Annotated in this window: 21 protein-coding genes; 10 read left to right on the top strand and 11 right to left on the bottom strand. The window is 54.1% G+C overall.

The genetic code is table 11. The annotated features are described in order from the left end of the window. Positions 1 to 18: 18 nt before the first annotated feature. The 3 genes from R3F64_RS03895 to R3F64_RS03885 are packed head-to-tail and all read right to left on the bottom strand — an operon-like array spanning position 19 to position 1,695. Positions 19 to 447: a curli assembly protein CsgF gene (locus R3F64_RS03895; protein ID WP_199284376.1), complete on the bottom strand. Its 429-nt coding sequence runs from the start codon at positions 445 to 447 to the stop codon at positions 19 to 21. Next, on the bottom strand, positions 447 to 980 hold the full coding sequence (locus tag R3F64_RS03890; protein WP_199284377.1) for a CsgE family curli-type amyloid fiber assembly protein: 534 nt from the start codon (positions 978 to 980) through the stop codon (positions 447 to 449). Before R3F64_RS03890 ends, R3F64_RS03895 begins: the two co-directional genes overlap by 1 nt. 22 nt (positions 981 to 1,002) lie before the next feature. Beyond that, positions 1,003 to 1,695 (bottom strand): LuxR C-terminal-related transcriptional regulator, encoded by a 693-nt coding sequence (locus R3F64_RS03885; RefSeq protein WP_085919174.1) that lies wholly within the window; start codon positions 1,693 to 1,695, stop codon positions 1,003 to 1,005. A gap of 266 nt (positions 1,696 to 1,961) precedes the next feature. Between R3F64_RS03885 and rdgB the strand changes: the two genes are divergently transcribed. The 4 genes from rdgB (at position 1,962) to R3F64_RS03865 (ending at position 5,375) form a co-directional block, all read left to right on the top strand. Continuing rightward, positions 1,962 to 2,570 carry an RdgB/HAM1 family non-canonical purine NTP pyrophosphatase gene (gene rdgB, locus R3F64_RS03880; RefSeq protein WP_332609895.1) on the top strand — a complete coding sequence of 203 codons (609 nt, stop codon included), beginning with the start codon at positions 1,962 to 1,964 and terminating at the stop codon, positions 2,568 to 2,570. Then, positions 2,563 to 3,732, top strand: coding sequence for a radical SAM family heme chaperone HemW (gene hemW, locus R3F64_RS03875; protein WP_085919172.1), 1,170 nt, complete (start codon positions 2,563 to 2,565; stop codon positions 3,730 to 3,732). Before rdgB ends, hemW begins: the two co-directional genes overlap by 8 nt. A 35-nt stretch (positions 3,733 to 3,767) precedes the next feature. Then, a complete protein-coding gene (locus R3F64_RS03870) occupies positions 3,768 to 4,454 on the top strand; it encodes an OmpA family protein (protein ID WP_332609892.1) in 687 nt (228 codons plus the stop codon). 75 nt (positions 4,455 to 4,529) lie between these two features. After that, complete coding sequence (locus R3F64_RS03865) at positions 4,530 to 5,375, top strand: 23S rRNA (adenine(2030)-N(6))-methyltransferase RlmJ (RefSeq protein ID WP_332609890.1); 846 nt, start codon at positions 4,530 to 4,532, stop codon at positions 5,373 to 5,375. 16 nt (positions 5,376 to 5,391) lie between these two features. Here the strand turns inward: R3F64_RS03865 and mnmE are convergent, their stop codons facing one another. The 4 genes from mnmE to rpmH form a co-directional block, all read right to left on the bottom strand. Further along, a complete protein-coding gene (gene mnmE / locus R3F64_RS03860) occupies positions 5,392 to 6,762 on the bottom strand; it encodes a tRNA uridine-5-carboxymethylaminomethyl(34) synthesis GTPase MnmE (RefSeq protein ID WP_199284379.1) in 1,371 nt (456 codons plus the stop codon). Positions 6,763 to 6,871: 109 nt separating this feature from the next. Continuing rightward, positions 6,872 to 8,578: a membrane protein insertase YidC gene (gene yidC, locus R3F64_RS03855; RefSeq protein WP_332609888.1), complete on the bottom strand. Its 1,707-nt coding sequence runs from the start codon at positions 8,576 to 8,578 to the stop codon at positions 6,872 to 6,874. Between the two features lie 114 nt (positions 8,579 to 8,692). After that, positions 8,693 to 9,088, bottom strand: a complete 396-nt coding sequence (gene rnpA / locus R3F64_RS03850; RefSeq protein ID WP_085919167.1) for a ribonuclease P protein component — start codon at positions 9,086 to 9,088, stop codon at positions 8,693 to 8,695. A gap of 13 nt (positions 9,089 to 9,101) precedes the next feature. Continuing rightward, positions 9,102 to 9,236: a 50S ribosomal protein L34 gene (rpmH, locus tag R3F64_RS03845; protein WP_066315595.1), complete on the bottom strand. Its 135-nt coding sequence runs from the start codon at positions 9,234 to 9,236 to the stop codon at positions 9,102 to 9,104. A 532-nt stretch (positions 9,237 to 9,768) separates the two neighbouring features. Here rpmH and dnaA point away from each other — a divergent pair. The 4 genes from dnaA to gyrB all read left to right on the top strand — a co-directional run bounded on the left by dnaA (position 9,769) and on the right by gyrB (position 16,050). Further along, positions 9,769 to 11,241, top strand: coding sequence for a chromosomal replication initiator protein DnaA (dnaA, locus tag R3F64_RS03840; protein WP_199284380.1), 1,473 nt, complete (start codon positions 9,769 to 9,771; stop codon positions 11,239 to 11,241). Positions 11,242 to 11,296: 55 nt separating this feature from the next. Beyond that, a complete protein-coding gene (dnaN, locus tag R3F64_RS03835; protein ID WP_066315588.1) occupies positions 11,297 to 12,400 on the top strand; it encodes a DNA polymerase III subunit beta in 1,104 nt (367 codons plus the stop codon). 86 nt (positions 12,401 to 12,486) lie between these two features. Continuing rightward, a complete protein-coding gene (recF, locus tag R3F64_RS03830) occupies positions 12,487 to 13,590 on the top strand; it encodes a DNA replication/repair protein RecF (protein WP_085919165.1) in 1,104 nt (367 codons plus the stop codon). 39 nt (positions 13,591 to 13,629) lie between these two features. Next, positions 13,630 to 16,050 carry a DNA topoisomerase (ATP-hydrolyzing) subunit B gene (gyrB, locus tag R3F64_RS03825; RefSeq protein WP_332609879.1) on the top strand — a complete coding sequence of 807 codons (2,421 nt, stop codon included), beginning with the start codon at positions 13,630 to 13,632 and terminating at the stop codon, positions 16,048 to 16,050. 72 nt (positions 16,051 to 16,122) lie between these two features. On the opposite strand, the gene gmhB is transcribed toward gyrB, so the two are convergent. The 3 genes from gmhB to glyQ form a co-directional block, all read right to left on the bottom strand. Then, positions 16,123 to 16,695: a D-glycero-beta-D-manno-heptose 1,7-bisphosphate 7-phosphatase gene (gene gmhB / locus R3F64_RS03820; RefSeq protein WP_332609877.1), complete on the bottom strand. Its 573-nt coding sequence runs from the start codon at positions 16,693 to 16,695 to the stop codon at positions 16,123 to 16,125. 166 nt (positions 16,696 to 16,861) lie between these two features. Continuing rightward, complete coding sequence (gene glyS / locus R3F64_RS03815; protein WP_332609875.1) at positions 16,862 to 18,928, bottom strand: glycine--tRNA ligase subunit beta; 2,067 nt, start codon at positions 18,926 to 18,928, stop codon at positions 16,862 to 16,864. Further along, positions 18,928 to 19,887: a glycine--tRNA ligase subunit alpha gene (gene glyQ, locus R3F64_RS03810; RefSeq protein ID WP_085919161.1), complete on the bottom strand. Its 960-nt coding sequence runs from the start codon at positions 19,885 to 19,887 to the stop codon at positions 18,928 to 18,930. Before glyQ ends, glyS begins: the two co-directional genes overlap by 1 nt. Positions 19,888 to 19,997: 110 nt before the next feature. On the opposite strand from glyQ, the gene rfaD reads away from it, so the two are divergent. Then, entirely contained in the window at positions 19,998 to 20,954 is a 957-nt protein-coding gene (gene rfaD, locus R3F64_RS03805; protein WP_199284384.1) for an ADP-glyceromanno-heptose 6-epimerase, read from the top strand. After that, positions 20,947 to 21,990: a lipopolysaccharide heptosyltransferase II gene (gene waaF / locus R3F64_RS03800; RefSeq protein WP_085919159.1), complete on the top strand. Its 1,044-nt coding sequence runs from the start codon at positions 20,947 to 20,949 to the stop codon at positions 21,988 to 21,990. The genes rfaD and waaF overlap by 8 nt, the downstream gene beginning before the upstream one ends. Here the strand turns inward: waaF and R3F64_RS03795 are convergent. Further along, the gene (locus R3F64_RS03795) at positions 21,980 to 23,551 is read right to left on the bottom strand and encodes a sulfatase-like hydrolase/transferase (protein ID WP_233337316.1); all 1,572 of its coding nucleotides are present in this window, start codon (positions 23,549 to 23,551) and stop codon (positions 21,980 to 21,982) included. The two genes, waaF and R3F64_RS03795, sit on opposite strands and share 11 nt — an antisense overlap. Positions 23,552 to 23,553: the final 2 nt, after the last annotated feature.

The following is a 23,553-nucleotide window of genomic DNA, read 5'->3' as shown; positions in this document are numbered from 1 at the left end:
TTCGATAGTTGGGCTATCTCATGGATTAAAAATGCCCCCGACGCTGATATTGGTTTCGTCCCCAGTGAGTTTATCGATAACGCGTATCACTAACTGACCTCCGTTATCTTCTACCACTACGCCGAACTCATCGCTGTCGAAGCTACCCTGGTTGATATCGTTGCTGGGATCACCTACATCCGATAACAGCTGCGAAATCAAACGACTTTCAAGGCTTTGAATCAGCCTTTCGGTAGAAGAAAGACGATCAATATCACGCGTGTTTGGGTCGGTGTTGGTATCCTGGGACTGGGCTTTGTTGAGCATATAGCTGCCCATAAAAGGATCCCCGCCAAAGGAAGGGTTTAGCGGCTCGTAAATCATTTCTCCAGCGTGGGCTTGAAGAGTGATTAGCCCGGTAAGCAGAGCTGAACCGAATAACGCGGTGTGTACTAGGTTAGTTTTCATTATCGTAACTCCTCACTTCCTAAGTCTTTATCGGAAGATAGCGCTGAACTCAGCTTTTGACGCAGTAGAGCTTCTTCCACGATTTGTACGGCTTCCCCCGCTGTGCGATCAGCCTCACTGATTCTGGGAGAGAGTTGGGTGCGGAAATGCATCTGATTGCCTTCCATGATCCACACCTGGCTTCCCCAACGGGCGTCGGGGCGTTCCTGGATGGTGATAGTGGCGTTGCCAATAATCGGGTTACCCATGGCGCGCTGGCTGAAGGCGCGGTAGAAGGTTTTACCCGCCATCGTGATGGTGCGGTCCACCATGATGCCGGTTAATTCGCTGCCGTTGCTGGGTTGTTCTGCTTTAGCGCCATCTGGGCCAGCAAGCTGGTTGATAGCGTCGACTGCGGCTTGTTCTTCGGCAAGTGCCGCTTGCCCATTGGCAGTGGGTGATACGGTCTCTGTCATTTCTTCGGCGTGAGTCGTCGCACTTGCCCATAGCAAGAAATAACAGATGATGGCGGTCTTATAGCGCACTGCTTTCATCGTCAATCCCCTTTGCCATGCACTAGTGGCGACGCTGCAAACTACGTGCGGTTTCAATGTTGGGCAGGATGGGGCCCAAATTCTGATGGATCCAATTCAGTGCCTGGATACGGTTGTGCACGTTGATTTTGCGAAAAATGTTGTAGAGATGAGACTTAACGGTGTGTTCGCTAAGAAACAGTTTTTCAGCAATCTGATGGTTGGAAGCCCCGGCACTCAACAGCGAGATAATTTCCATTTCACGGTTTGTGAGACCGCAGGCGGGCCTGAAAGCGTTGTTTTGATATTTGCGATAAAACAGGATCAACCGCGTCATGAGCTCCCGGGACATCCATAGCTCGCCCTCGAGCAGCGCATGAATGCCCTTGCAGATGACATCCAGGCTTTCATGGCGATAGAAAACCCCTTTCAACTGCGCGCAGGACAACGCTTCAAGTGCATGATCCATATCGCGGATGTTAAAGGCAGCTAATGGCGCGTTATTGAGCGTCTCAGGGAGCTGATGCTGCCAGTCTGGCAGGGTATCAACGCTTATGTGATCGCTATCGATCAACATCAGGGTGTTACCCGATGACGGGGCCGTGATCCGTTCATTAGGTGACTGGATATGCACTTGGCACTCGGTATGAGTCCCTAGATATTCAGCAAATAGTTGTGATTGTGGGCTTTTTTCGGTAACGACAAATACCGTATCTGTAGCCTTTTCCTGCGGCATTGGAGGACCCTCATAGAAATCACGCATTAGCAGGTAGCCATTTTATTGTTGTCTAATAGTTTTTAAATGTAAACGTATGTTACTAGAAAATCATCAAATAAGATGAAATTAATTGGTGATTTAAGAATAAGTATATGAATATATTGGTTTATTATTTTCATAATCTTTGAAAAATTTTTGATGGAAATACATCGCGTTACATTTGGATTGCTTTTTTCGAACAAGGGGCATGCGTAGACTGGTAGTTCACCCTAGGAGCTCGCCGGATGACCAGTACTCAAACGCTTGTGCTTGCCAGCGGAAACGTTGGTAAATTGAAAGAATTCAATGAATTATTAGCGCCACTTGGGTTCGATGTGCGTACCCAGGCTGATTACGGTGTCCACGACGTGGCGGAGACGGGCGTGACCTTTGTGGAAAACGCGCTTATTAAAGCTCGTGAAGCGAGCCGCCAAAATGGATTACCGGCCCTTGCCGATGACTCAGGTCTAGAGGTTGATGCGTTACAGGGCGCTCCGGGCATCTATTCCGCTCGTTATGCAGGCGAACCCAAAAGCGACCAGCGTAATAATGCCAAGTTGCTTGAAGCCTTGCAGGATTGCCCGGAAGGGCAGCGAACGGCACGTTATTGGTGTGTTCTGGTTTACCTGCGACACCCTGAAGACCCGGTGCCCGTTATTGTGCAGCGTAGCTGGGAAGGCGAAGTGTTGGCACACCCGCGCGGTGAGGGCGGCTTTGGCTATGACCCACTATTCTGGCTGCCCGATCAGAGTTCAAGCGTGGCGGAATTACCCAGCGAAACGAAAAATCGCTTGAGCCACCGTGGTCGTGCTCTGAGCGGGTTAGTCGACGTGTTGAAGGTGGCCCATGGCTGAGCCGTTGCCACCGTTATCGCTGTATATCCATACGCCGTGGTGCGTGCGAAAATGCCCATATTGTGACTTTAATTCCCATGAGCCCAAGCGTAACGAATTACCAGAAGCCGCTTACCTGAAGGCGTTGTTACAGGATATTGATGGCGATCTTGAGCTGGCGGCGGGGCGAACCATACAGAGCATATTTATCGGCGGAGGAACCCCAAGCCTGCTTTCGCCAGGTTTCTATGGACGCCTTTTAAGCGAAGTGAGTGCTCGCTTACCATTTTCAGAGACGATTGAAATCACCCTTGAGGCCAACCCGGGTACGACTGAGCAAAGCCGCTTTACCGGTTACCGAGATGCCGGTATCAACCGGCTTTCGCTCGGGGTGCAAAGCTTTCATTCAGAACAGCTGGCGGCATTGGGTCGAATTCACGGTGGTGAAGAGGCCGTCAGTGCCGTCAGGCAGGCACGTCAGGCGGGTTTTGATAACCTCAATATTGACCTTATGCACGGCCTGCCGCAGCAGACGTCTCAACTGGCGATGGCGGATATTGAGCAAGCGCTGGCGTTATCACCTGAACACTTGTCCTGGTACCAATTGACACTAGAGCCCAACACGGCGTTTTATGTCCATCCACCGACCTTGCCTCATGAAGAAACCCTTTGGGACATTCAGGATCAGGGCCATTCACGTTTACAGCAGGCGGGACTGGAACGTTATGAAATTTCCGCTTACGCGCGCCTTGATCGACAGAGCCTGCATAATCTCAATTATTGGCAATTTGGCGATTACCTGGGCATCGGGGCGGGCGCTCACGGGAAGTTGAGTCATGTTGATACACAGGGGCAATGGCATATTGAGCGGCGTTGGAAAACGCGTCAGCCAGATGCCTATTTAAGACGCGTAAATGATCCGCGCGGTTTTATTGCAGGCAAGCAGCCTATTGCTGCAAACGAACTGCCGCTGGAGTTCTCGATGAATGCGCTGCGTCTGACCCAAGGGGTTCCTGTTTCCATGTGGTCAGCGCATACGGGGTTGCCGGTTGAGGTGTTGTTGGCGCGTTTACACAATGCCGAGAAAAAAGGACTTTTGATGGAAATGCCCAAAAGACTGCAAGCATCGCCTCAAGGTCTATTATTCTTGAACGAGTTGTTGGCTTTGATAAGCGACGAGTAACTTCATAAGTAGATGACAATGTTAAGGAGTGAGCGATGCGTATTTCTCGACTACTGACCCCGTTAGCGGCCGCTGTGCTGGTTGCCGGTTGTGCAACCTCGGACCCTTACGGCGGCGGTCAAACTCAGCGCTCATCGACGGCAACCGGCACAGGTATTGGTGCCGTTGTAGGCGCGGCTGCCGGTGCGCTGTCCGGGGATGGTAGCACCAGCCGCCGAGATCGGGCGCTGATTGGGGCGGCGGTAGGTGCCGCAGCGGGTGCTGGCATAGGGGCTTATATGGACCGCCAGGAGCAGCAACTGCGCCAAAACCTGGAAGGTTCGCGCATTGAAATTGATCGCCGCGGCGACGATATCGTGCTGAATATACCCAGCAGCGTGACTTTCGGTTTTGATTCCGCTGAATTGACCAGCCAGGCCCGCAGCTCGTTAAACGAAGTGGCCAATGTGGTCAGTGAATATGCTGACACCCGGATCAACATTGCGGGCCATACTGATAGCACCGGTGACGAAGCCTATAACCAGCGACTGTCTGAGCGCCGGGCTCAGGCAGTAGGTAGCTACTTGAACCAGAATGGCGTGTCCTCAATGCGTCTAAGTACTCGAGGCTATGGTGAATCCCAGCCGGTGGCCAGTAATGAGACTGAAAGCGGACGCAGCCAGAATCGCCGTGTCGAAATTACCTTAACGCCCACCGGAGAAGGTCAACGCCAAGGCGGCTAAGCAATGTTGCTGTGAAGCCTTCCCAATGCCCGCTATGCTGATATGGCGGGCTTTTTTATGAGTTGTCGAATTATCATGTTGTCATATCAACACGCATATCATGCTGGCAATTTTGCCGATGTACATAAGCATTTGACGTTATTTGCAACCATCGAGTATCTGCTGCGCAAACCTTCACCGGTGACATATATCGATACCCACGCGGGTCGCGGATTTTACCCGTTGTCGAGCGAAGAAACCCAGCGCTTGAAGGAGTATCGGGATGGTGTCTGGCCTCTCTGGGAAGCAGCTCAATCGGTGTCCGACCCGCTGCTGTGCAGCTGGCTGGATGCCCTGTCCCGTGCGCAGCGCCATCCCAACGAATTGGCCCATTACCCCGGCTCTCCCTGGTGGATCAGCCAGGCGCTTCGTGCCAGGGAGCGGTTGTACGGGTTTGAGTTGCACCCTGGCGAGCACCAGCATTTCGATGATCAGGCGCTAGCAGAAAGCGTAGAACGCATTCATGGCGATGGCTTGCAGGGATTATGCCACCGTCTGCCTGTTGCAACGCCTCGTGTCTGTGTGCTGATTGACCCAAGCTACGAGCGTAAAGACGAGTATCAGTTGGTGGCGGATACCCTTAATGTGGCGCTTGCGAAAGCGCGTCACGCGGTGGTGTTGATCTGGTATCCATTGCTGCCTGCCAACAACCACAAGGTGCTTTTGGAAGCGCTTGAGCGCAGCGGCATCCGTAAAATCTGGCGTAGCGAATTGTGCCTGCGAGACGCGGACACCCAGGAGCGCGGTATGTACGGAAGTGGAATGTTGGTGATCAACCCGCCCTGGGGGTTGGACGAACGCCTGGCCGGCGCGATGGCCCAGCTGACACCACTGCTGGGCACACAGAGCCGCTATTGCGCGTCTTGGTTGGTAGGGGAGTAGCGCTGTCTGGGAGAGCTTATTTGCCGATACAGAAGCTACCGAAAATTTCACCCAGCAGATCATCGGCGCTGAATTCACCGGTGATTTCACCTAGCGCCTGCTGCGCATCGCGTAGATCTTCCGCCAGCAATTCACCGGCGCCATTGCCTTCGAGCTGTCGGCGGCCGGTTTCAAGGGCGTTCATTGCCCGGTCAAGCGCATCCAGGTGGCGGCGGCGGGCCGAAAAACGCCCCTCGGTGGTCGCTGAAAAGCCCATGATATCTTTCAGGTGCGCTTTCAAGTTATCCACACCCATCCCTGTCTTTGCAGAAAGACGCACCGTGGGTGGGGTTGTGGATAAGTCTATGCCGGCCTGTTCGGCGCTGGTGTCGATTTTATTACGTACCAGCGTCAGGCGCTGCTGGTCCGGCAGCCGGGCGACAAATTCAGGCCAGATTGCCATGGGGTCGGTTTCATCGGTCGTTGACGCATCGACCAGGAGCAGCACGCGGTCGGCGCCTTCGATCTCTGCCCAGGCCCGTGCGACGCCGATCTGCTCAACGGCATCCGGCGTATCGCGCAGCCCTGCGGTATCAATCACATGCAGCGGCATCCCGTCGATGTGGATATGTTCGCGCAGCACATCCCGCGTGGTACCGGCAATATCCGTGACGATGGCGGTGTCCTGCTCGGTCAGGGCGTTGAGCAAGCTCGACTTACCCGCGTTGGGACGCCCGGCAATGACAACGCTCATGCCCTCACGCATCAAGGCGCCCTGGCCAGCAGCAGACCGAACGTCGATAAGCTCACGGTTTACCTCGTCCAGCAGGCTCGCCACGTGGCCATCAGCCAGAAAGTCGATTTCTTCCTCGGGAAAATCAATCGCCGCCTCGACGTAGACGCGCAGTTCGATAAGCCGCTCTACCAGCGCGGCTACCCGATTGGAAAACTCGCCCTGCAGCGAACGCACCGCGTTTTCGGCGGCCGAGCGGGAGGTGGCATCTATCAGGTCGGCAATGGCCTCGGCCTGTGCGAGGTCAAGCTTGTCATTCAGGAAAGCGCGCTCCGAAAACTCCCCCGGCCTTGCCAGCCGAGCCCCGAGCTGGACGCAGCGTTCGAGGAGCATATCCATGATCACCGGCCCGCCATGGCCTTGCAGTTCGAGCACATCTTCACCGGTGAACGAGTGTGGATCCGGAAACAGTAGCGCGATCCCCTCATCGATACTGCCTTCTGCGCCCATGAAAGCGCCATAGTATGCATAGCGAGGGGCTGGGCAGTGGCCTAGCATGGCGACGGCAATGTCGCGGCAGGCTGGGCCAGAAACACGAATAATACCGACGCCACCACGACCGGGAGGCGTGGCCAGGGCGGCGATGGTGTCTTGGGTATAGAGTCGGTCTGCCATGGCGTTTCTCTTTTAGGTGCAGGTGGCAAGTGAGCGTAGTGTGAGTTTTTGCCCCCTGAAACACCAGACCCCCGCAAGGGCGGGGGTCTGGGTGTTCAAGGTATCGGCTTTATTTTTTGGTTTTCATGCCTTTGCCGATACTTGGGTCCTGCTCGATTTTGCGCGTAATAAAGTACTGCTGCGCCACTGAGATAATGTTGTTGACCACCCAGTAGATCACCAGGCCCGCCGGGAACCACAGGAAGAAGAACGTAAAGATGATGGGTAGCATCTTCATGATCTTCGCCTGCATGGGATCAGGCGGCGTGGGGTTAAGCTGTTGCTGCACGAACATCGAAAGGCCCATCAGAATCGGCAGTATGAAGTACGGGTCTTTCACCGACAGATCCTGCACCCAGAAGATGAAGGGAGCGTGTCTCAGTTCAACGGATTCCAGCAACATCCAGTACAAGGCGATAAAGACGGGCATCTGTACCAGAATCGGCAAGCAGCCACCCAGAGGATTGATCTTCTCCTTCTGGTAGAACTTCATCATCTCTTGAGACATTTTCTGGCGGTCATCGCCGTACATCTCCTTGAGACGCTGCATCTCGGGGCCAAGCTTGCGCATCCGTGCCATCGACTTGTAAGCCTTGGCAGAAAGTGGGAACAGAATGGTTTTCACCAACACCGTCAACAGGACGATTGACCAACCCCAGTTGCCGACAATGTCGTGAATCTTGTCAAGCAGCCAGAAGAGCGGGTTTGCCAGGAACCACAGCCAGCCATAGTCGACCGTCAGGCGAAGGTTAGGCGCTACTTCCTCAAGATGATCCTGGACCTTGGGACCCATATAGAGAGTGGCGCCCAAGGAAGCTTCTTCTTCCGGCGCCAGCTCACTGGTGGGGCCAGCAAAGGCGACGACATTGCGGTCGCGCGAGTCTGTCGAGACGTAGTAAAGGTTCTGCTGATCCTGGGAAGGCGCCCAGGCCGAGACAAAGTAGTGCTGGATGATGGCAATCCAACCGCCTTGTGCCTCTCGATTATTGAAGTTGCCGCCTTGTATATCGTCAAAATCAATCTTTCCGTAGGTCTCTTCAGGCGTCGAAAACGCCGCACCCAGGTAGGAATTCATGCCCATACTGACGCCGCTTGACGGGTCAGGGCTGTTATCCCGAGCGAGCTGGCCGATAAAACGAGCGCTAATGGGCTCATCGGTGTTATTGGCCAAGTAGTAATTGACGTCAACAGCATAATTGCCGCGTTCGAAGGTCAGCCGCTTGATGACCTCAATGCCGTTTATCTCGGCGGTGAGGTTGACCTCAAGCTGTTCTTCGTCATCACCCAGCAGGTATTCGCTTTTCTCAGAGGTAAAGGCAATGCGATTTGCTTCCCCGTTAAGTTGCAAGCCCGAGCGTGCGACGTAACTGCGCGTTTGATTGTCGGAAAGCAGAATATAGCTGCGATCCGACTCGAGCGCCTGTTTATGCTGCGGCAAGGCGGCATACACGATATCGCCACCGTGTGGATCAATACGAACATCCAGCACGTCGGTGGTCACCGCGATGAAGTCACGGCTGTCGCTATCACTTTCGTCGCTGTTTAGCGCGTCCTGCGAAGCGGCAGTGCTATCTCCGGGAACCGACAAGTTTTCCGCGTCGTCATTGCCAGACGTACCGCCACTTCCCGACGATGCGTTGTTATCGCGTGTTTGATCTTGCGATACCTCGGACGACGGTTGATAAGACGTCTGTCCGTAATCCTGATTCCACTGTACAACCAGTAGATAGGCCAGAATGGCAAGTGGAATCAGTAATATAAGTCGTTTTACGTCCATGAGGGTTCTGCCCGCTGGGTGGTGAACATGCTAATGACGCAGTATCAATTACTCGACCCATGACACACGAAAGCCTGCCAGGCGGCAGGCCGAGGTCGAGCGATGAGGTGCCCATCAAGTAATGTGCTTTGAGCTTGCAGGTAGCGCCTTGTCTGCCTGGCTGTCGCGCCGAAGCCGTTTCCACATGCCATGGAGCTGACGATATAAAACGTCATTGTCCATGTCCTGAACGCCACGCCGAGCAAGTACCACAATATCCACTGCGGGAAGCTGGTCTTGACGTAGCCTGACTGACTCTCGAACGAGTCTTTTGAAGCGATTTCGATCAACGGCGAGCTTCACATTTTTTTTGCTGACCACGAGGCCAAGGCGGGGATGCCCGAGGGTATTCCGGCGTGCTAACGCCATAATCCCTTTACCATGTACCTTGAGATCTGCTTGCTCAAAAACGTAGCGGTAATCCCCGGCGTTAAGTAACCGAAAACACCGGGGAAACCCTTGATGTGGCACACGCAATCCGAGATCAGGCGCTCAGACGCTTACGGCCTTTGGCGCGGCGACGCGAAATAATGGCGCGGCCATTTTTGGTTGCCATACGAGCACGGAAGCCATGCGCGCGCTTGCGCTTGAGAACGCTAGGTTGAAAAGTGCGTTTCATAACTCGTTATTCCCACGTGGTTAGGACGGAAAATAAATTCCAAAAGACCCGGTCCAGTGAGGAACTAGCCGGGAGATTCAATTCAAGACCGGAAATTGTAGAGGCTTCCCGGGTTACGTGCAATTTTTTCCTTGTAAAAAATACCGCCTGTCCACGCAGGTGCCTGTCAGGGAGCACGCAATGGTGCTTGCCGGGAAGTGCACCGGCGTCCAGCCATTGGTCTTCTGCTGCCTTGTGGCTAATAGTGGGGATACATTTTGTTAACAACTGTATATTTTTCTTTAAATTCAACTATATAAAAGCTAGATGAGGTTGTGTATAAGTTGCGGAAAAGACGATGATAAGTGGTTGATTAACTGTGAGTTAATGCCCAGCGATAATGAACAGTAAGCTGTCGATCAGCACTTGGAATATCTATCAATTCGACACCTGAAAAGTTTTCCACAGCTTATTAAAACGCCCCAGTCCTGTGTGGATAACCACGCCGTTGGACGCTACAATGGTCGGCCTTTTTCAACCGATGGTGAGATGTGTGTCACTCGCGCTTTGGCAACAGTGCCTGAATTACCTGCAGGACGAGCTGAGTTCGCAGCAGTTCAACACGTGGATACGTCCACTGCAGGCTGAAGATAGTGAGGCTAACGAGCTGCGCTTGTTGGCGCCTAACCGCTTTGTGCGCGATTGGGTGAGTGACAAGTACGCCAAGCGGATTAGCGAACTGATGCGCGAGCTTGCCCCTTCGAAACCTCCCAAGGTTAGCCTCACGGTAGGTAGTCGACGGCCAGCAGCACCTGCCCCCCAACCCCGTGATCTGGGTAATCCGGTCTCGGCCTCTCCGGCACCGCGTGCGTCGGCGGCTGTTCATACGCCGCCACGGGGCGATATTGCTGACGAGCGTGAAATCGATCAGCTACGCGAGGAGGGAAGTGGTTCAGACCGGCGTTCGAACGAGCGCCAGGTTCAGGTTGAGGGTGGGCTCAAGCATACCAGCGGGCTAAATCCTAACTTTACTTTTGATACTTTCGTGGAAGGTAAATCCAACCAGCTCGCGCGCGCGGCTTCTCGCCAGGTTTCCGAAAATCCGGGTGGGGCCTATAACCCGCTATTCTTGTATGGCGGTGTTGGTCTGGGTAAAACCCACTTGATGCATGCCGTTGGTAATGGTCTGGCGTTGCGCCGTGAAAATGCGCGTGTGGTCTACCTTCACTCAGAGCGTTTCGTGGCCGATATGGTGAAGGCACTACAGCTCAATGCCATCAATGACTTCAAGCGTTTTTACCGTAGTGTTGATGCGTTACTCATTGATGATATTCAATTTTTTGCCGGTAAAGAGCGCTCTCAGGAAGAGTTCTTCCATACCTTTAATGCGTTATTGGAAGGCGGTCAGCAAATGATTCTGACGTCGGATCGCTACCCCAAGGAAATCAGTGGTGTCGAAGAACGCCTGAAATCACGCTTTGGGTGGGGCCTTACTGTCGCTATTGAGCCGCCTGAGTTGGAAACCCGTGTGGCTATTTTGATGAAAAAAGCGGATCAGGCCAAAGTCGACTTGCCCCATGATGCGGCGTTCTTTATTGCCCAGAAGATTCGATCGAACGTGCGCGAGCTTGAAGGTGCCCTCAAAAAAGTGATTGCTGACTCGCACTTCATGGGCAAGACCATTACCCAGGACTTTATACGTGAGTCGCTTAAAGACTTGTTGGCGCTACAAGACAAGCAGGTGGGCGTCGACAATATCCAGCGAACGGTAGCGGAATATTACAAAATCAAGGTTGCCGATTTATTATCCAAACGGCGTTCCCGGTCGGTTGCAAGGCCCCGTCAAGTTGCCATGGCGCTTGCCAAGGAATTGACCAATCACAGTCTGCCTGAGATTGGCGATGCGTTTGGCGGTCGTGATCACACGACGGTGTTACATGCCTGCCGCAAGGTGAAAGTGTTGCAGGAAGAAAACGCCGATATTCGCGAAGACTATAAGAACCTGTTACGCCTACTGACCAGTTAATCAACCAGGACGGACCTGTTTCAGCAGGTCTTTCAGGATAGACAACGGAGTATTGATGAAATTTTCGATTTCCCGAGAGGCGCTGCTACGTCCGCTTACCTTGGTAGCAGGGGTGGTAGAGCGCCGTCAGACATTGCCTGTTTTATCGAATGTGCTGATCCAGGTAGACGGTGACCAGGTGGCCCTGACGGGCACTGATCTGGAAGTCGAATTGGTTGGCCGCACTGTCGCCAGTCAGGTGGATCAAGAAGGCTCGGCAACCGTGCCGGCCCGCAAGTTGATGGATATTTGTAAGTCGCTCCCTGATCAGTCAGATATACAGCTAGCGGTTGAAGAGGGTCGCGCTGTCCTGAGGAGTGGTCGGTCTCGCTTCACACTGTCGACGCTTCCCGCCGCTGAGTTTCCATCTATTGAAGATGCCGAAGGCAGCCAGGAATTGAGTGTTCCGCGTGGTACACTGAAACACCTGATCGAAGCGACATCCTTCGCCATGGCCCAGCAGGATGTTCGCTATTATCTGAACGGTATGCTGCTCGAGATTCAGAGCAACCTCCTGCGCACCGTGGCGACTGATGGGCATCGCCTGGCGATGTGTTCGCGGCCGGTGGACGTGACCGTTGATCAGTCACAGAAGCTCATTGTTCCCCGTAAAGGGATTCTCGAATTGTCCCGTTTGCTTGACGATAGCGATGAGCCGGTGAGCCTGACATTAGGATCCACGCATGTGAGGGCGCACACCGGTGATTTTACGTTCACGTCCAAGCTGATTGATGGAAAATTCCCCGACTATGAGCGTGTGGTACCGCGCAACGGTGACAAGGTTTTAATTGCTGAGCGCGCCGAACTCCGCCAAGTGCTTTCCCGCACCGCTATCCTGTCCAATGAGAAGTACCGTGGTGTACGCCTTTATCTCGAGGAAAATAACCTCAAGGTAATGGCCAATAACCCTGAACAGGAAGAAGCGGAAGAGAACATTGCCGTTGAATATACGGGCTCGGCCATGGAAGTTGGTTTTAACGTCGGCTATCTGGTCGATGTGATGGGCGTACTGGATGAAGACCGCGTACAAATCACCCTTGCAGACCCCAATAGCAGTGCGCTTCTGGAAGAGCCGGGTGGGGGTGACGCACTCTACGTTGTCATGCCGATGCGTCTATAAAGTCCTCAGTTGGCGATAATTTACCGAGTGACGGCGTATGGGCGCCGTCGCTATGTTTCAGGGCGCACAAAATAAGTGACGGGTGAATGGGTCTTCTTCAGCTTAATTTCGATGGTCTTCGCAACTTGCAGCCTGTGGATATGGCACCGTCGCCCGGTATCAACGTGATTAATGGCGTTAACGGAAGCGGTAAAACAAGCTTGCTGGAAGGCATTCATATCCTGGGCATGGGCAGGTCATTCAGGACACGTCAGCTCAAGCATGCGATTCAAACGGATGCGCCCCACGTAACGCTGTATGGCCGTTTGTCCGGAGAGCCTGATGTTGCACTAGGGGTCCGTCGCTTGCGCGCCACCAGCGAGCTGGAACTGCGTATCAAGGGTGATAAGAACGCCCGCCTAGCGGATCTGGTGGAAGCCATGCCGCTTCAACTCATCAATCCTGATGCTTTTCGCCTTTTGGAAGGTTCCCCCTCAGGTCGTCGTGAATTCCTGGACTGGGGTGTGTTTCACGTGAAACATGGTTTTCTCGAAATATGGAAGCGAACGCGTCGAGCGTTGAAACATCGGAATGCCTTGTTGAGGCATGGTAGAATAGAGCCTCAGGAGTTTGCCATCTGGGAGCAAGAGTTTGCTAACTGGGGTGAGCAAATAGATACGCTAAGACGGGACTGGTTCGCTGAGTTTCTCCCTGTATTTGAAGAAACCCTCGAATGGCTACTCCCACTACCCGGTTTAACGCTTCACTATGCGAGAGGCTGGGATAAAAGAAGGTCGTTGGTTGATGTACTGCAGGCTAGCCGTTCAACCGATCAGCAAATGGGCTTTACGCAGCAAGGCCCTCAGCGAGCAGACTTGCGCATCAAGCTTAATAAGCAACCTGCGATAGAAGTTCTTTCCCGAGGCCAACAAAAACTGGTGGTGAGTGCGCTCAAGCTAGCGCAGGGTCGGCTTCTGGAAAGAGCGTCACAGCGGCATTGCATCTATTTGATTGACGACTTGCCCGCCGAGCTAGACAAGTTGCATCGGTTAAGGTTTTGTCAATTACTGGAAGATATGCAGTGCCAAGTATTTATTACCAGCGTCGAACCTGATGCTTTAAGGCAAACATGGCAGGCTCAAACCCATGTAAGGATGTTTCACGTGAAACATGCGGATAATGGATTGAGTCAGTTAATGCCTGAAGGGTAGACGACACGGATAGAGACAGACTTCACGACGGAGTGGTCAATGAGCGAGCAGGCTTACGATTCATCAAGCATCAAGGTGCTCAAGGGGCTGGATGCGGTACGCAAGCGTCCAGGCATGTACATCGGCGATACAGACGACGGCACCGGGCTGCACCACATGGTCTTCGAGTTGGTGGATAACTCCATCGATGAAGCCCTGGCTGGCCACTGCAGCGAAATTCGTGTGGTTATTCACCCTGATGAATCCGTCACGGTCAGCGATAATGGACGCGGTGTGCCTACCGAGATTCACGAAGGTGAAGGCGTATCGGCCGCTGAAGTCATCATGACCGTCCTGCACGCAGGCGGTAAGTTTGACGATAATTCGTATAAGGTTTCCGGGGGGCTCCATGGTGTGGGCGTTTCCGTGGTCAACGCCTTGTCCGAAGAGCTGCGGCTGACGATCTGGCGCCAGGGAGACGTTTTTGAACAGGTTTATCACCACGGTGTTCCCCAAGCTCCCCTCGCCGTTGTGGGCACGACAGAAAAGAGTGGTACGCGAGTGCATTTCCGGCCTTCACCGGAGACGTTCACCAGTATCGAATTCCACTATGATATTCTGGCGAAACGGCTAAGGGAGTTGTCCTTCCTGAATTCTGGCGTTGCCATCCGCTTGATGGATGAGCGCAGTGGCAAGGAAGAGCTTTTCCATTATGAAGGTGGTTTGAAAGCGTTTGTTGACCACCTCAACCAGAATAAATCAGTGCTCAACCCGGTGTTTCACTTCAACGCGGTTCGTGAGGACGGTATTGAAGTGGAAGTGGCCATGCAGTGGAACGATACCTTTACAGAGAGTATTTTCTGCTACACCAACAATATTCCCCAGCGCGATGGCGGTGCGCACCTGGCTGGCTTTCGCGCGTCGTTAACGCGGACGCTGAACCATTACATCGAGGCTGAAGGTCTGCTCAAGAAGGCCAAGGTCAATACCTCGGGTGATGATGCGCGAGAAGGCTTGACCGCGATTATTTCAGTAAAAGTGCCTGACCCGAAGTTCTCCTCACAAACCAAGGACAAGCTGGTCTCCTCGGAAGTTAAGACCGCGGTAGAACAGGAAATGGGCCGTCTATTTTCTGACTACTTGATCGAGAAGCCCAACGAAGCCAAAGCAATCGTCAATAAGATGCTTGATGCAGCACGGGCGCGTGAAGCGGCTCGTAAGGCGCGGGATATGACACGCCGTAAAGGGGCGCTGGATATTGCCGGGCTGCCTGGCAAGCTCGCCGACTGCCAGGAAAAAGACCCCAGCCAGTCGGAGCTGTATCTGGTGGAGGGTGATTCGGCGGGTGGCAGTGCCAAGCAGGGCCGTGACCGTCGCACGCAAGCGATTTTGCCGCTTAAAGGCAAGATACTGAACGTCGAAAAGGCGCGTTTCGACAAGATGCTATCGTCAGCGGAAGTTGGCACGCTAATAACCGCGCTGGGCTGCGGTATTGGTCGCGAAGAGTTTAATCCCGACAAATTACGATATCACTCCATCATCATCATGACAGACGCTGATGTTGATGGCTCGCATATTCGAACGCTGCTGCTTACGTTCTTTTTCCGTCAGATGCCCGAGCTGATCGAGCGCGGTCATGTGTTTATCGCGCAGCCACCGCTTTACAAGATCAAGCGTGGCAAGCAAGAGCTTTACCTCAAAGACGAGCAGGCGATGGTTGATTACCTGACGACCACGGCCCTTGACGGTGCTGGGCTCCATGTCAATGCCGATGCGCCGGGTATCGCCGGGTCGCAGCTTGAATCGTTGGTTAACCAGTACCGCAATGTGATGAAGCGTATTGATCGCCTTGCACGGGTATACCCCATCGAAGTGCTCAAGCAGGCTGTTCACGCCACCGCTCTTGAGGGTGAAGCAAGCCTTAAAGATCGCGTTACCATGGAAAACTGGATTGCCGAGCTGCAAAAAGCCATGGATGACATGGTGGCCTATGAAGGCGGCCCGCGTTATCAGTTCTATCTCAACGAAGACACGGAGCGTGATCTTCACCTGCCCGCCGTATCGCTCATTGCTCATGGTGTGACGACCGAGTATGTATGGGGTCTGGATTTCTTTGAAAGTGCAGATTACCGCGCCATTGCGGCGCTGGGTGGCACGATTAACGGTCTTCTTGAAGAAGGTGCCTATATCGCTCGAGGCGAGCGCCAGAAGCCGGTTGCCCACTTCTCTGAAGTGCTGGCCTGGTTGATGCAGGAAGGTCAGCGTGGCCTTTCTGTGCAGCGTTACAAAGGCCTTGGTGAGATGAACCCGGAGCAACTCTGGGATACCACGATGGATCCTGATAGTCGTCGTATGCTGCGGGTCACCATTGAAGACGCGGTGGCGGCTGACATGATGTTCAACACCTTGATGGGTGATGAAGTTGAGCCGCGGCGTGACTTTATTGAATCCAATGCGCTGACGGCGAATATCGATATCTAGCACGCTGTTTCACGTGAAACAGTCGGTGCTTTGCCTGATGAAAAACGCTGCCCGCTCAGGAGCAGCGTTTTTTTATGGCTGAGGAACTATCTGTTGTTGGTCACACAGCCAATCAGCAAACTCTGCCAGATCGCGGTAGACCAGTGCCTTCTCCAGACCTATATTCCTGGAGAGCGTTTTTTCCCCTTTGCCCGTTTTGACCAGTACCGGTCGACAGCCAACCGCTTCACCTGCTTGAAGATCTCTCAGGCTATCACCGACCATCCAGCTGCCCTCAAGGCTCTCCAATTCCAGTTTTTCCTGTATTTCAGCAAGCAGGCCGGGTAACGGTTTGCGGCAATCGCAGTGATCGTCTGGTCCATGTGGGCAGTAGGCGATATGGGCAATTTGGCCACCTTTGGCATTTACCCGACTTTGAAGATGGTCGTGCATGGCTTGCAGCGTCGATTCATCGTAAAAACCCCGGGCAATGCCCGATTGGTTAGTGGCAATCGCAACCGTGAAGCCCGCGCGGGATAGCTTGGCGATGGCCTCGATAGCGCCGGGTAAGGGGACCCATTCACTCAAAGATTTGATGTAGGCGTCAGAGTCATGGTTGATAACGCCGTCGCGATCGAGAATGACCAACTGGTGAGCACTCGGCATAGGTATCCTTGGGTGATGGTGGTGCTTTCGCTTTAGCCTTAGATTAAAAGCGGATCAATAAAAGCGCGAATGTTTCACGTGAAACAGTGCTGTGGGTATAAAAAAGCCCGGCAACCTGGGTGCCGGGCTTTCCGTGTTTCAAACCGTATCAGATACTGGGGTGGCGTTATTGAGGCAATTGGGCGATGTCTGCCACTTCAAGGAATAGCGCCTGAAGACTGGCAAGCAATGCAAGGCGATTACGGCGAATGGATTCATCATCGGCCATCACCATCACCTGATCAAAGAAATTATCCACCGGCTCGCGCAACGTTGCCAACGCATCAAGCGCCTGCTGGTAATCACCAGCGGCAAACAGCGGAGTCACCTGCTGCTGGCTGCGGGTTACTGCATTGAACAATGCTTGTTCCGCCGGCTCTTGCAGCAGGCTTTGATCGACCTGAGTGCTGCCGTCATGTTCCTGCTTGCTGAGAATATTAGAAACACGCTTATTGGCTGCGGCCAGGGCAGCCGCCTCCTCACGCTGGGCGAAAGCTTTGACGGCACGCAGGCGGCGAGCGAAATCGAGCGGCTTGGTCACCGGGCGGGCGCGAACAGCCAGGTACATTTCGGCGGTGATGCCTTCTTCCTGGCCCCAGGCGCGGAAACGATCGAGCATGTAGGTCAGGACATCATCGATTAGTCCTTCCGCCTTGGGGAGATCCCGGTACTGTTCAGCGGCCACGTTAAGCAGCTCACGAAGGTCGAGATTGAGCTCGCCTTTGACCAGGATGTTCAGCACACCGATAGAGGCGCGACGCAATGCAAAGGGGTCTTTGGCGCCAGTCGGCCGCTGACCAATACCGAAAATGCCAACCAGGGTGTCCAGACGGTCAGCCAGAGCAAGCGCCTTGCCTGTCGCACTATGGGGAATGGCATCGGTCGCAAAGCGGGGCAGGTACTGTTCTTCAAGTGCCTGGGCAACGTCAGCGGGTTCGCCATCCTGCTCGGCGTAGTAACGCCCCATGATGCCCTGAAGCTCAGGGAATTCCAGTACCATCTCGGTCACCAGATCACACTTGGCAAGTGCAACGGCGCGTTGGGCATGGGTGACGTCACCGCCAATCCTTTCGGCAATGTGGCTTGCGATAGCACTGCTGCGGCGTGCCTTGTCGGCCAGGGTCCCGAGTTGCTGCTGGAAGACCACGCTTTCCAACTGGGGAATACGCAAAACAAGGGTACGCTTACGGTCGGTGTCGTAGAAAAACGCCGCGTCGGCCAGGCGCGGGCGAATGACCTTTTCATTACCTGAAATCACCTGCTGAGGATCAGCGCTGTCGATGTTCGAGATGGTAATGAAAAGTGGTTTGAGCTTGCCCTGATCATCCAGTAAATGAAAGTACTTCTGGTTGGCCTTCATTGAGGAAACCAGACATTCGGCGGGCACTTCCAAGAAGCGATCGTCAAAGCTGCCGGTCAGTGCCACGGGCCACTCAACCAGACCGCTGACTTCGACCAAAAGGTCTTCGTCGATTACCGCGTTGGCTTCCTGTACTTCCGCCTCTGCCAGCACCTGCTCGCGGATACGCTCCCGGCGCTGTTGACGGTCGGCCAGCACAAAGGCGTTTTCCAGTGCGCCAAGGTAAGCATCGGCATGCTCAAGCTGAATGGCATCCGGGGCGTGGAAGCGATGACCATAAGTGGTACGGCTGGCTTGCAAACCCAGTGCCTCGGCGGCAATGACATCGCTGCCGTAAAGGGCCACAAGCCAATGAACCGGGCGGGAGAACTCTATTCGCGAGGTACCCCAGCGCATGTTTTTGGGCACGGGCAGCGCGCTGATCGCTTTGCGCAGAATATCGGGCAGTAGCGTCTGTACACTTTCACCCGGCTGATGTTCGCGAAAGCCAAGCCAGGTGCCCTTGTCGGTTTCCAGGTGGATCAATTCATCCACGCTGACACCGCAGGAGCGCGCAAAGCCTTCTGCCGCCTTGGTGGGCGCTCCCTCTTTGAAGGCGGCTGCCAGGGCTGGACCACGGCGCTCGACTTCACGGTCAGGTTGTTTGTCGGCTAGGTTTTTCACCTGCACCGCCAGACGGCGGGGTGTCGCATAAGCCGTAACGCCCTGAAAGGGAATGTCAGCTTCCTGCAGGCCTTTTTCGATCCCGACCGCGAAGGCATCTGAAAGCGCATCCAGGGCCGTCGGCGGCAGCTCTTCAGCGCCCAGTTCCAGTAGAAGCGTATCAACAGCCATTATGCGTCTCCCTGATCGGCGAGTAGTTCGTTGCGCAGTGATTCCGGGGCCATGGGGAAACCTTCAGCTTTGCGCGACTCAAAATAGGCAGTGGCGACGTCCCGTGCCATGGTCCGAACGCGTAGAATAAAGCGTTGGCGCTCGGTGACCGAAATGGCGTGACGCGCGTCTAACAAGTTGAACGTATGCGACGCCTTCAGCACCTGTTCATAAGCGGGCAGTGGAAGTCTGGCTGCCAGCAATTTGCTGCACTCTTGTTCCTGATGGTCAAAGTTAGCAAATAACTGGTCAACGTCAGCGTGTTCGAAGTTATAGGCGGATTGTTCGCGTTCATTCTGCAGGTAAACGTCGCCGTAGCTGACTTCGCTGCCGTCGGGGGCAATGGCCCAAACCAGGTCATAGACGCTGTCGACGTTTTGCAGGTACATGGCGATGCGCTCAAGCCCGTAGGTCAACTCGCCGGTGACCGGGTAACATTCGATACCGCCGGCCTGCTGGAAATAGGTAAACTGGGTGACTTCCATGCCGTTCAGCCAGACTTCCCAGCCAAGCCCCCAGGCGCCAAGGGTAGGGGATTCCCAGTTGTCCTCGACGAAGCGCACGTCATGGATCAGCGGGTCCAGTCCTAGGCGTTTCAATGAGCCAAGGTACAGGTCCTGGAGATTGCTGGGTGACGGCTTCATGACCACCTGAAATTGATAGTAATGCTGCAGGCGGTTGGGATTTTCGCCGTAGCGGCCGTCTGTAGGGCGGCGAGACGGCTGGACATAGGCAGCGTTCCAGGTCTCCGGCCCAATGGCACGCAGGAAGGTAGCGGGGTGAAAAGTGCCTGCACCAACCTCCATATCGAGCGGCTGGAGAATGACACAGCCTTGTTCTGCCCAATACTGTTGCAGCGCAAGGATCAAGCCTTGAAAGGTCGACACATCAGGCGTCGATTGGTTTGTCGAGACACTCATCGCGGAAAGCACCGTTGGCCATGAATTCATAAGCCGTCAAGTATACAATCCCAAGCAGATAGGTTATAGGCACGAGAGCCAACAGAGCCGTTTTTGGTAAGGAGAATGAAATGATTGTCATAACAGGCGGTGCCGGTTTTATCGGGGCCAACTTGGTCAAAGCGCTGAACGCCCGCGGCCGGAACGATGTAATGGTTGTTGATGATTTGCGCGATGGCACCAAATTCGTCAATTTGGCTGACTGCACCCTGGCGGATTATCTTGATAAAGACGATTTTCTCGCCAGGGTAAAAGCGGCATTGCGGGGGGAGAGCGTCGATCTACCCAAGATCGATGCTATTTTCCATGAGGGCGCCTGTTCCGATACGACGGAATGGGACGGCCACTATATGATGGAAAATAACTTCGAGTACTCCAAAGTACTGCTAAATTACTGCGAGCTGCGGGGAATCCCCTTCTTGTATGCCTCATCAGCTGCCACCTATGGCGGTAGCGAGGTATTCAAGGAGGTGCCTGAGTGTGAAAAACCGCTCAACGTGTATGGCTACTCCAAGCTGCTGTTCGATCAACATGTGCGTACTCGCTGGGATGAGCTGACAACCCAGGTTGTGGGGTTTCGGTATTTCAATGTGTATGGCCCCAGAGAGCAGCATAAAGGCAAGATGGCCAGCGTGGCGTATCATCACCACCTGCAAATCCGTAATGGTGAAACCCTGAAACTGTTTGGTGCCTATGATGGCTATGAGGCCGGTATGCAGAGCCGTGACTTTGTGTATGTAGGCGATGTTGTCGACGTAAACCTGTGGTTTCTGGATAACCCAGGTGCCTCGGGTATTTTCAATCTGGGTACCGGCCGCGCGGAACCGTTTAAGGCGATTGGTGAAGCGGTCATCGATTTCTACGCCAAGGGGCAAATCGATTACATCGATTTCCCGGAAGAACTGAAAGGGCGTTACCAAAGCTATACCCGTGCTGACATAAGCAATCTGCGGGAAGCCGGTTGCGATGTCGAATTCAAAACGGTTGCCCAGGGTGTCAAAGCGTATCTGGAGTGGCTCAATGGCTAATTCCGCCATGCGGCTACTGGTTATCGGGCCTTCCTGGGTGGGCGATATGGTGATGGCCCAGAGCCTGTTCATGACCCTTAAAGCACGTTATCCCAATGCCACCATCGGGGTGGTCGCACCCGCATGGTCACAGCCTATTCTGGAACGAATGCCCGAGGTGGATGAGGTGCTGCCCCTGGCAGTAGGCCACGGCGAGTTTGGTCTTGTCAGTCGGCGCGAACTTGCCAATCGTCTGAAAGGACGTTTTGATCGGGCGATTGTGCTGCCCCGGTCCTGGAAAGCCGCATTGGTGCCCTTTATGGCACGTATTCCTGAGCGTATCGGATTTCTCGGAGAGCATCGCTATGGCCTCTTGAAAGAGCGCCGCAAGCTGGATAAGCAAGTATTGGATCAAACCGTGAAGCGATTTGTCTCGTTAGGGTTGCCGCTTGATGAGGCGGCGACAGGGGATTTTGCGATCCCCAAGCCGCGCCTGACCATTGACCGGGACAATCTGGTCAATTTACGACTGGCCAATATGCTTTCATCCCGTCCGGCGATAGGCATGATGCCGGGGGCTGAATATGGACCGGCGAAACAGTGGCCACTCGACTACTTTCGACAATTAGCCCAAAAGCTTATTGCCGATGGCTATGAAATACGTGTTTTTGGTGGTCCCAAAGACCATGAAGGCGCTGACACGATTGTGAAAGGGCTCCCCCAGGCCCACAATCTATGTGGTAAGACGGCCCTGGCAGATGCGGTGGACCTGCTTGCCGACTGTCGCCAGGTCGTGACCAATGATTCGGGTCTTATGCACGTAGCGGCCGCAGTCGGTGTGCGGATACATGCGCTTTATGGTTCTTCTTCGCCTGCTTACACACCACCGCTTACCGATAATGCGGTGATTCATTATCTTGAACTTTCCTGCTCCCCATGTTTTGAGCGTACCTGCCCATTGGGCCATACTAACTGCTTGAATAAGTTACACGTAGAATCCGTCTATCAGGCAATTTTGGCCGACCGGCAGCGTGAAAAAGTGATCGTTAACGCATAATGTCGACTTCATCGGTTCGGTCTGCCGGCGTTTCAATCACCTGCTCCTGTGGAGAGGGACTGGGTTCCTGACGCTGGGGTGCCAGCCCCTCCCACAGTCGGTGCTGCAGGGCGGTTTCCTCTCGTAAGTGCTCGTTCAAAGTATCCAGGCCATGACGCTCCACCAGGGTTTCCTGATCGCTCAGCAGCGAGACGCCCAGCCCCGCTCGGTGTCCATCCAATGTGAAGTCGAGAGCCTCAAGAATCGTGGGGAAGGCATCCAGCATGGTGGCATTTCGCTGAATTCGCTGGGGAGGCAAATGGTCACCCAGTAGCATGAAGGTGTTTTCACGATCCATCGTGGTCAGCTCGTCCCATACTGATACGCGCATGGTGAGGTGATCACTCATGATCGCCACGACGGTGTCATCCAATAACCCTTCATTGTTCAGGCGATTAATCAGATCGCGTGCCAGCCAGGCAGAGCACTCAACTGAGTAAAGAATGTCTTGCTCATCAAAAGGGCCCTGACGTTCGCGACAGCGCTGGGCAGGAAATCCGTTGGGGGCATGGCCTGAAATACTCAGCGTCACTACCCCCCAGGGGCCGTTATCTGCTTCGTCAAGCCGACGAATTTCTTCAACTGTCATGTCATAAAGGCTGTCATCGTAGATTCCCCAACTGTTGACGTAGTCCGGGTCATCGAGTCGCTGTACGAGCTCTTCCTTGCCTTGAACGCGTTGAAACTGATGGCCGCGGTAGAATAAGCCTTTGCCAGCAAACTCCGTGCTGGCCCCACCCAGGTAGCTGAGTCGGTATCCTTGGGCGGCTAGAATATCGCCCAGGCAGTCAATACCTGGAACAACACTCTTCAATGGTTCGAACTGACTGTCATGGAGAAGCCCCGCTGGCATCAGGGGAACACCGCATTGACTGGCGATCATACCGGCCATGGTCCAGCCGGTATTCTCCATTTGCTGAATACCCTCAAAGACAACGCCCCGTTCACCGAGGCGGTTAAGGTCATCGTAAGCATCGCCAAACTGGGTGGCATCATAAGTGCGCTCGATGCTTTCCAAATAAAGTACAAGCAAGTTAGGGGCTTCTTTCTGATTAGATGTAGGTGGGGCTACATAGCGCTGATCCAGCCAATCAGCGTTGTCGGCCACCACTGCCGCGCTGCGCTGGCCCAGCCCGAAAAGCAAAGGATTACTGGCGAGAAGCCCAATCGCCAGAAAGCGTTCTATCAATCGCCAACGTTGATCATGGCGGGACAGCCAGGTGACAGAAGCCAATACAGCAAGCATGCTCAGTGTATAAACAAGGGCGGTAATCATCTTGCCTGCACCGCCATGCTCAGCCATGCCTGCCTGGAGATGGAAAAAAACAGCCCCCAAGTCGACATTACCGAAGCTGTCTGCCAGGTAGATATAAACACCCCATAGACTTAACGGCGCAAGCGACCACGGCCATACTTTGCGGTAACGTGCATTGAGAGGCCGCCCCCAGCGTAACTTTATACCGACGCTTAACCAGGCGAGAGCAAACAGGAACAGCGTCCACAAGGGTAGGCGGGTTAGCACGG

This window comes from Halomonas sp. 5021, assembly GCF_036663435.1.
GTDB classification, from domain to species: domain Bacteria; phylum Pseudomonadota; class Gammaproteobacteria; order Pseudomonadales; family Halomonadaceae; genus Vreelandella; species Vreelandella janggokensis.
This window is presented reverse-complemented; position numbering and strand designations above follow the sequence as displayed.

Coding starts and splice junctions, on each gene's coding strand:
- waaF (WP_085919159.1), top strand. CDS start 20,947: ATGGCTAATTCCGCCATGCGGCTACTGGTTATCGGGCCTTCCTGGGTG.
- rdgB (WP_332609895.1), top strand. CDS start 1,962: ATGACCAGTACTCAAACGCTTGTGCTTGCCAGCGGAAACGTTGGTAAA.
- hemW (WP_085919172.1), top strand. CDS start 2,563: ATGGCTGAGCCGTTGCCACCGTTATCGCTGTATATCCATACGCCGTGG.
- rpmH (WP_066315595.1), bottom strand. CDS start 9,236: ATGAAACGCACTTTTCAACCTAGCGTTCTCAAGCGCAAGCGCGCGCAT.
- R3F64_RS03895 (WP_199284376.1), bottom strand. CDS start 447: ATGAAAACTAACCTAGTACACACCGCGTTATTCGGTTCAGCTCTGCTT.
- recF (WP_085919165.1), top strand. CDS start 12,487: ATGGGTCTTCTTCAGCTTAATTTCGATGGTCTTCGCAACTTGCAGCCT.
- glyS (WP_332609875.1), bottom strand. CDS start 18,928: ATGGCTGTTGATACGCTTCTACTGGAACTGGGCGCTGAAGAGCTGCCG.
- rfaD (WP_199284384.1), top strand. CDS start 19,998: ATGATTGTCATAACAGGCGGTGCCGGTTTTATCGGGGCCAACTTGGTC.
- dnaN (WP_066315588.1), top strand. CDS start 11,297: ATGAAATTTTCGATTTCCCGAGAGGCGCTGCTACGTCCGCTTACCTTG.
- R3F64_RS03885 (WP_085919174.1), bottom strand. CDS start 1,695: ATGCCGCAGGAAAAGGCTACAGATACGGTATTTGTCGTTACCGAAAAA.
- glyQ (WP_085919161.1), bottom strand. CDS start 19,887: ATGAGTGTCTCGACAAACCAATCGACGCCTGATGTGTCGACCTTTCAA.
- R3F64_RS03890 (WP_199284377.1), bottom strand. CDS start 980: ATGAAAGCAGTGCGCTATAAGACCGCCATCATCTGTTATTTCTTGCTA.
- gyrB (WP_332609879.1), top strand. CDS start 13,630: ATGAGCGAGCAGGCTTACGATTCATCAAGCATCAAGGTGCTCAAGGGG.
- R3F64_RS03870 (WP_332609892.1), top strand. CDS start 3,768: ATGCGTATTTCTCGACTACTGACCCCGTTAGCGGCCGCTGTGCTGGTT.
- R3F64_RS03865 (WP_332609890.1), top strand. CDS start 4,530: ATGTTGTCATATCAACACGCATATCATGCTGGCAATTTTGCCGATGTA.
- yidC (WP_332609888.1), bottom strand. CDS start 8,578: ATGGACGTAAAACGACTTATATTACTGATTCCACTTGCCATTCTGGCC.
- mnmE (WP_199284379.1), bottom strand. CDS start 6,762: ATGGCAGACCGACTCTATACCCAAGACACCATCGCCGCCCTGGCCACG.
- gmhB (WP_332609877.1), bottom strand. CDS start 16,695: ATGCCGAGTGCTCACCAGTTGGTCATTCTCGATCGCGACGGCGTTATC.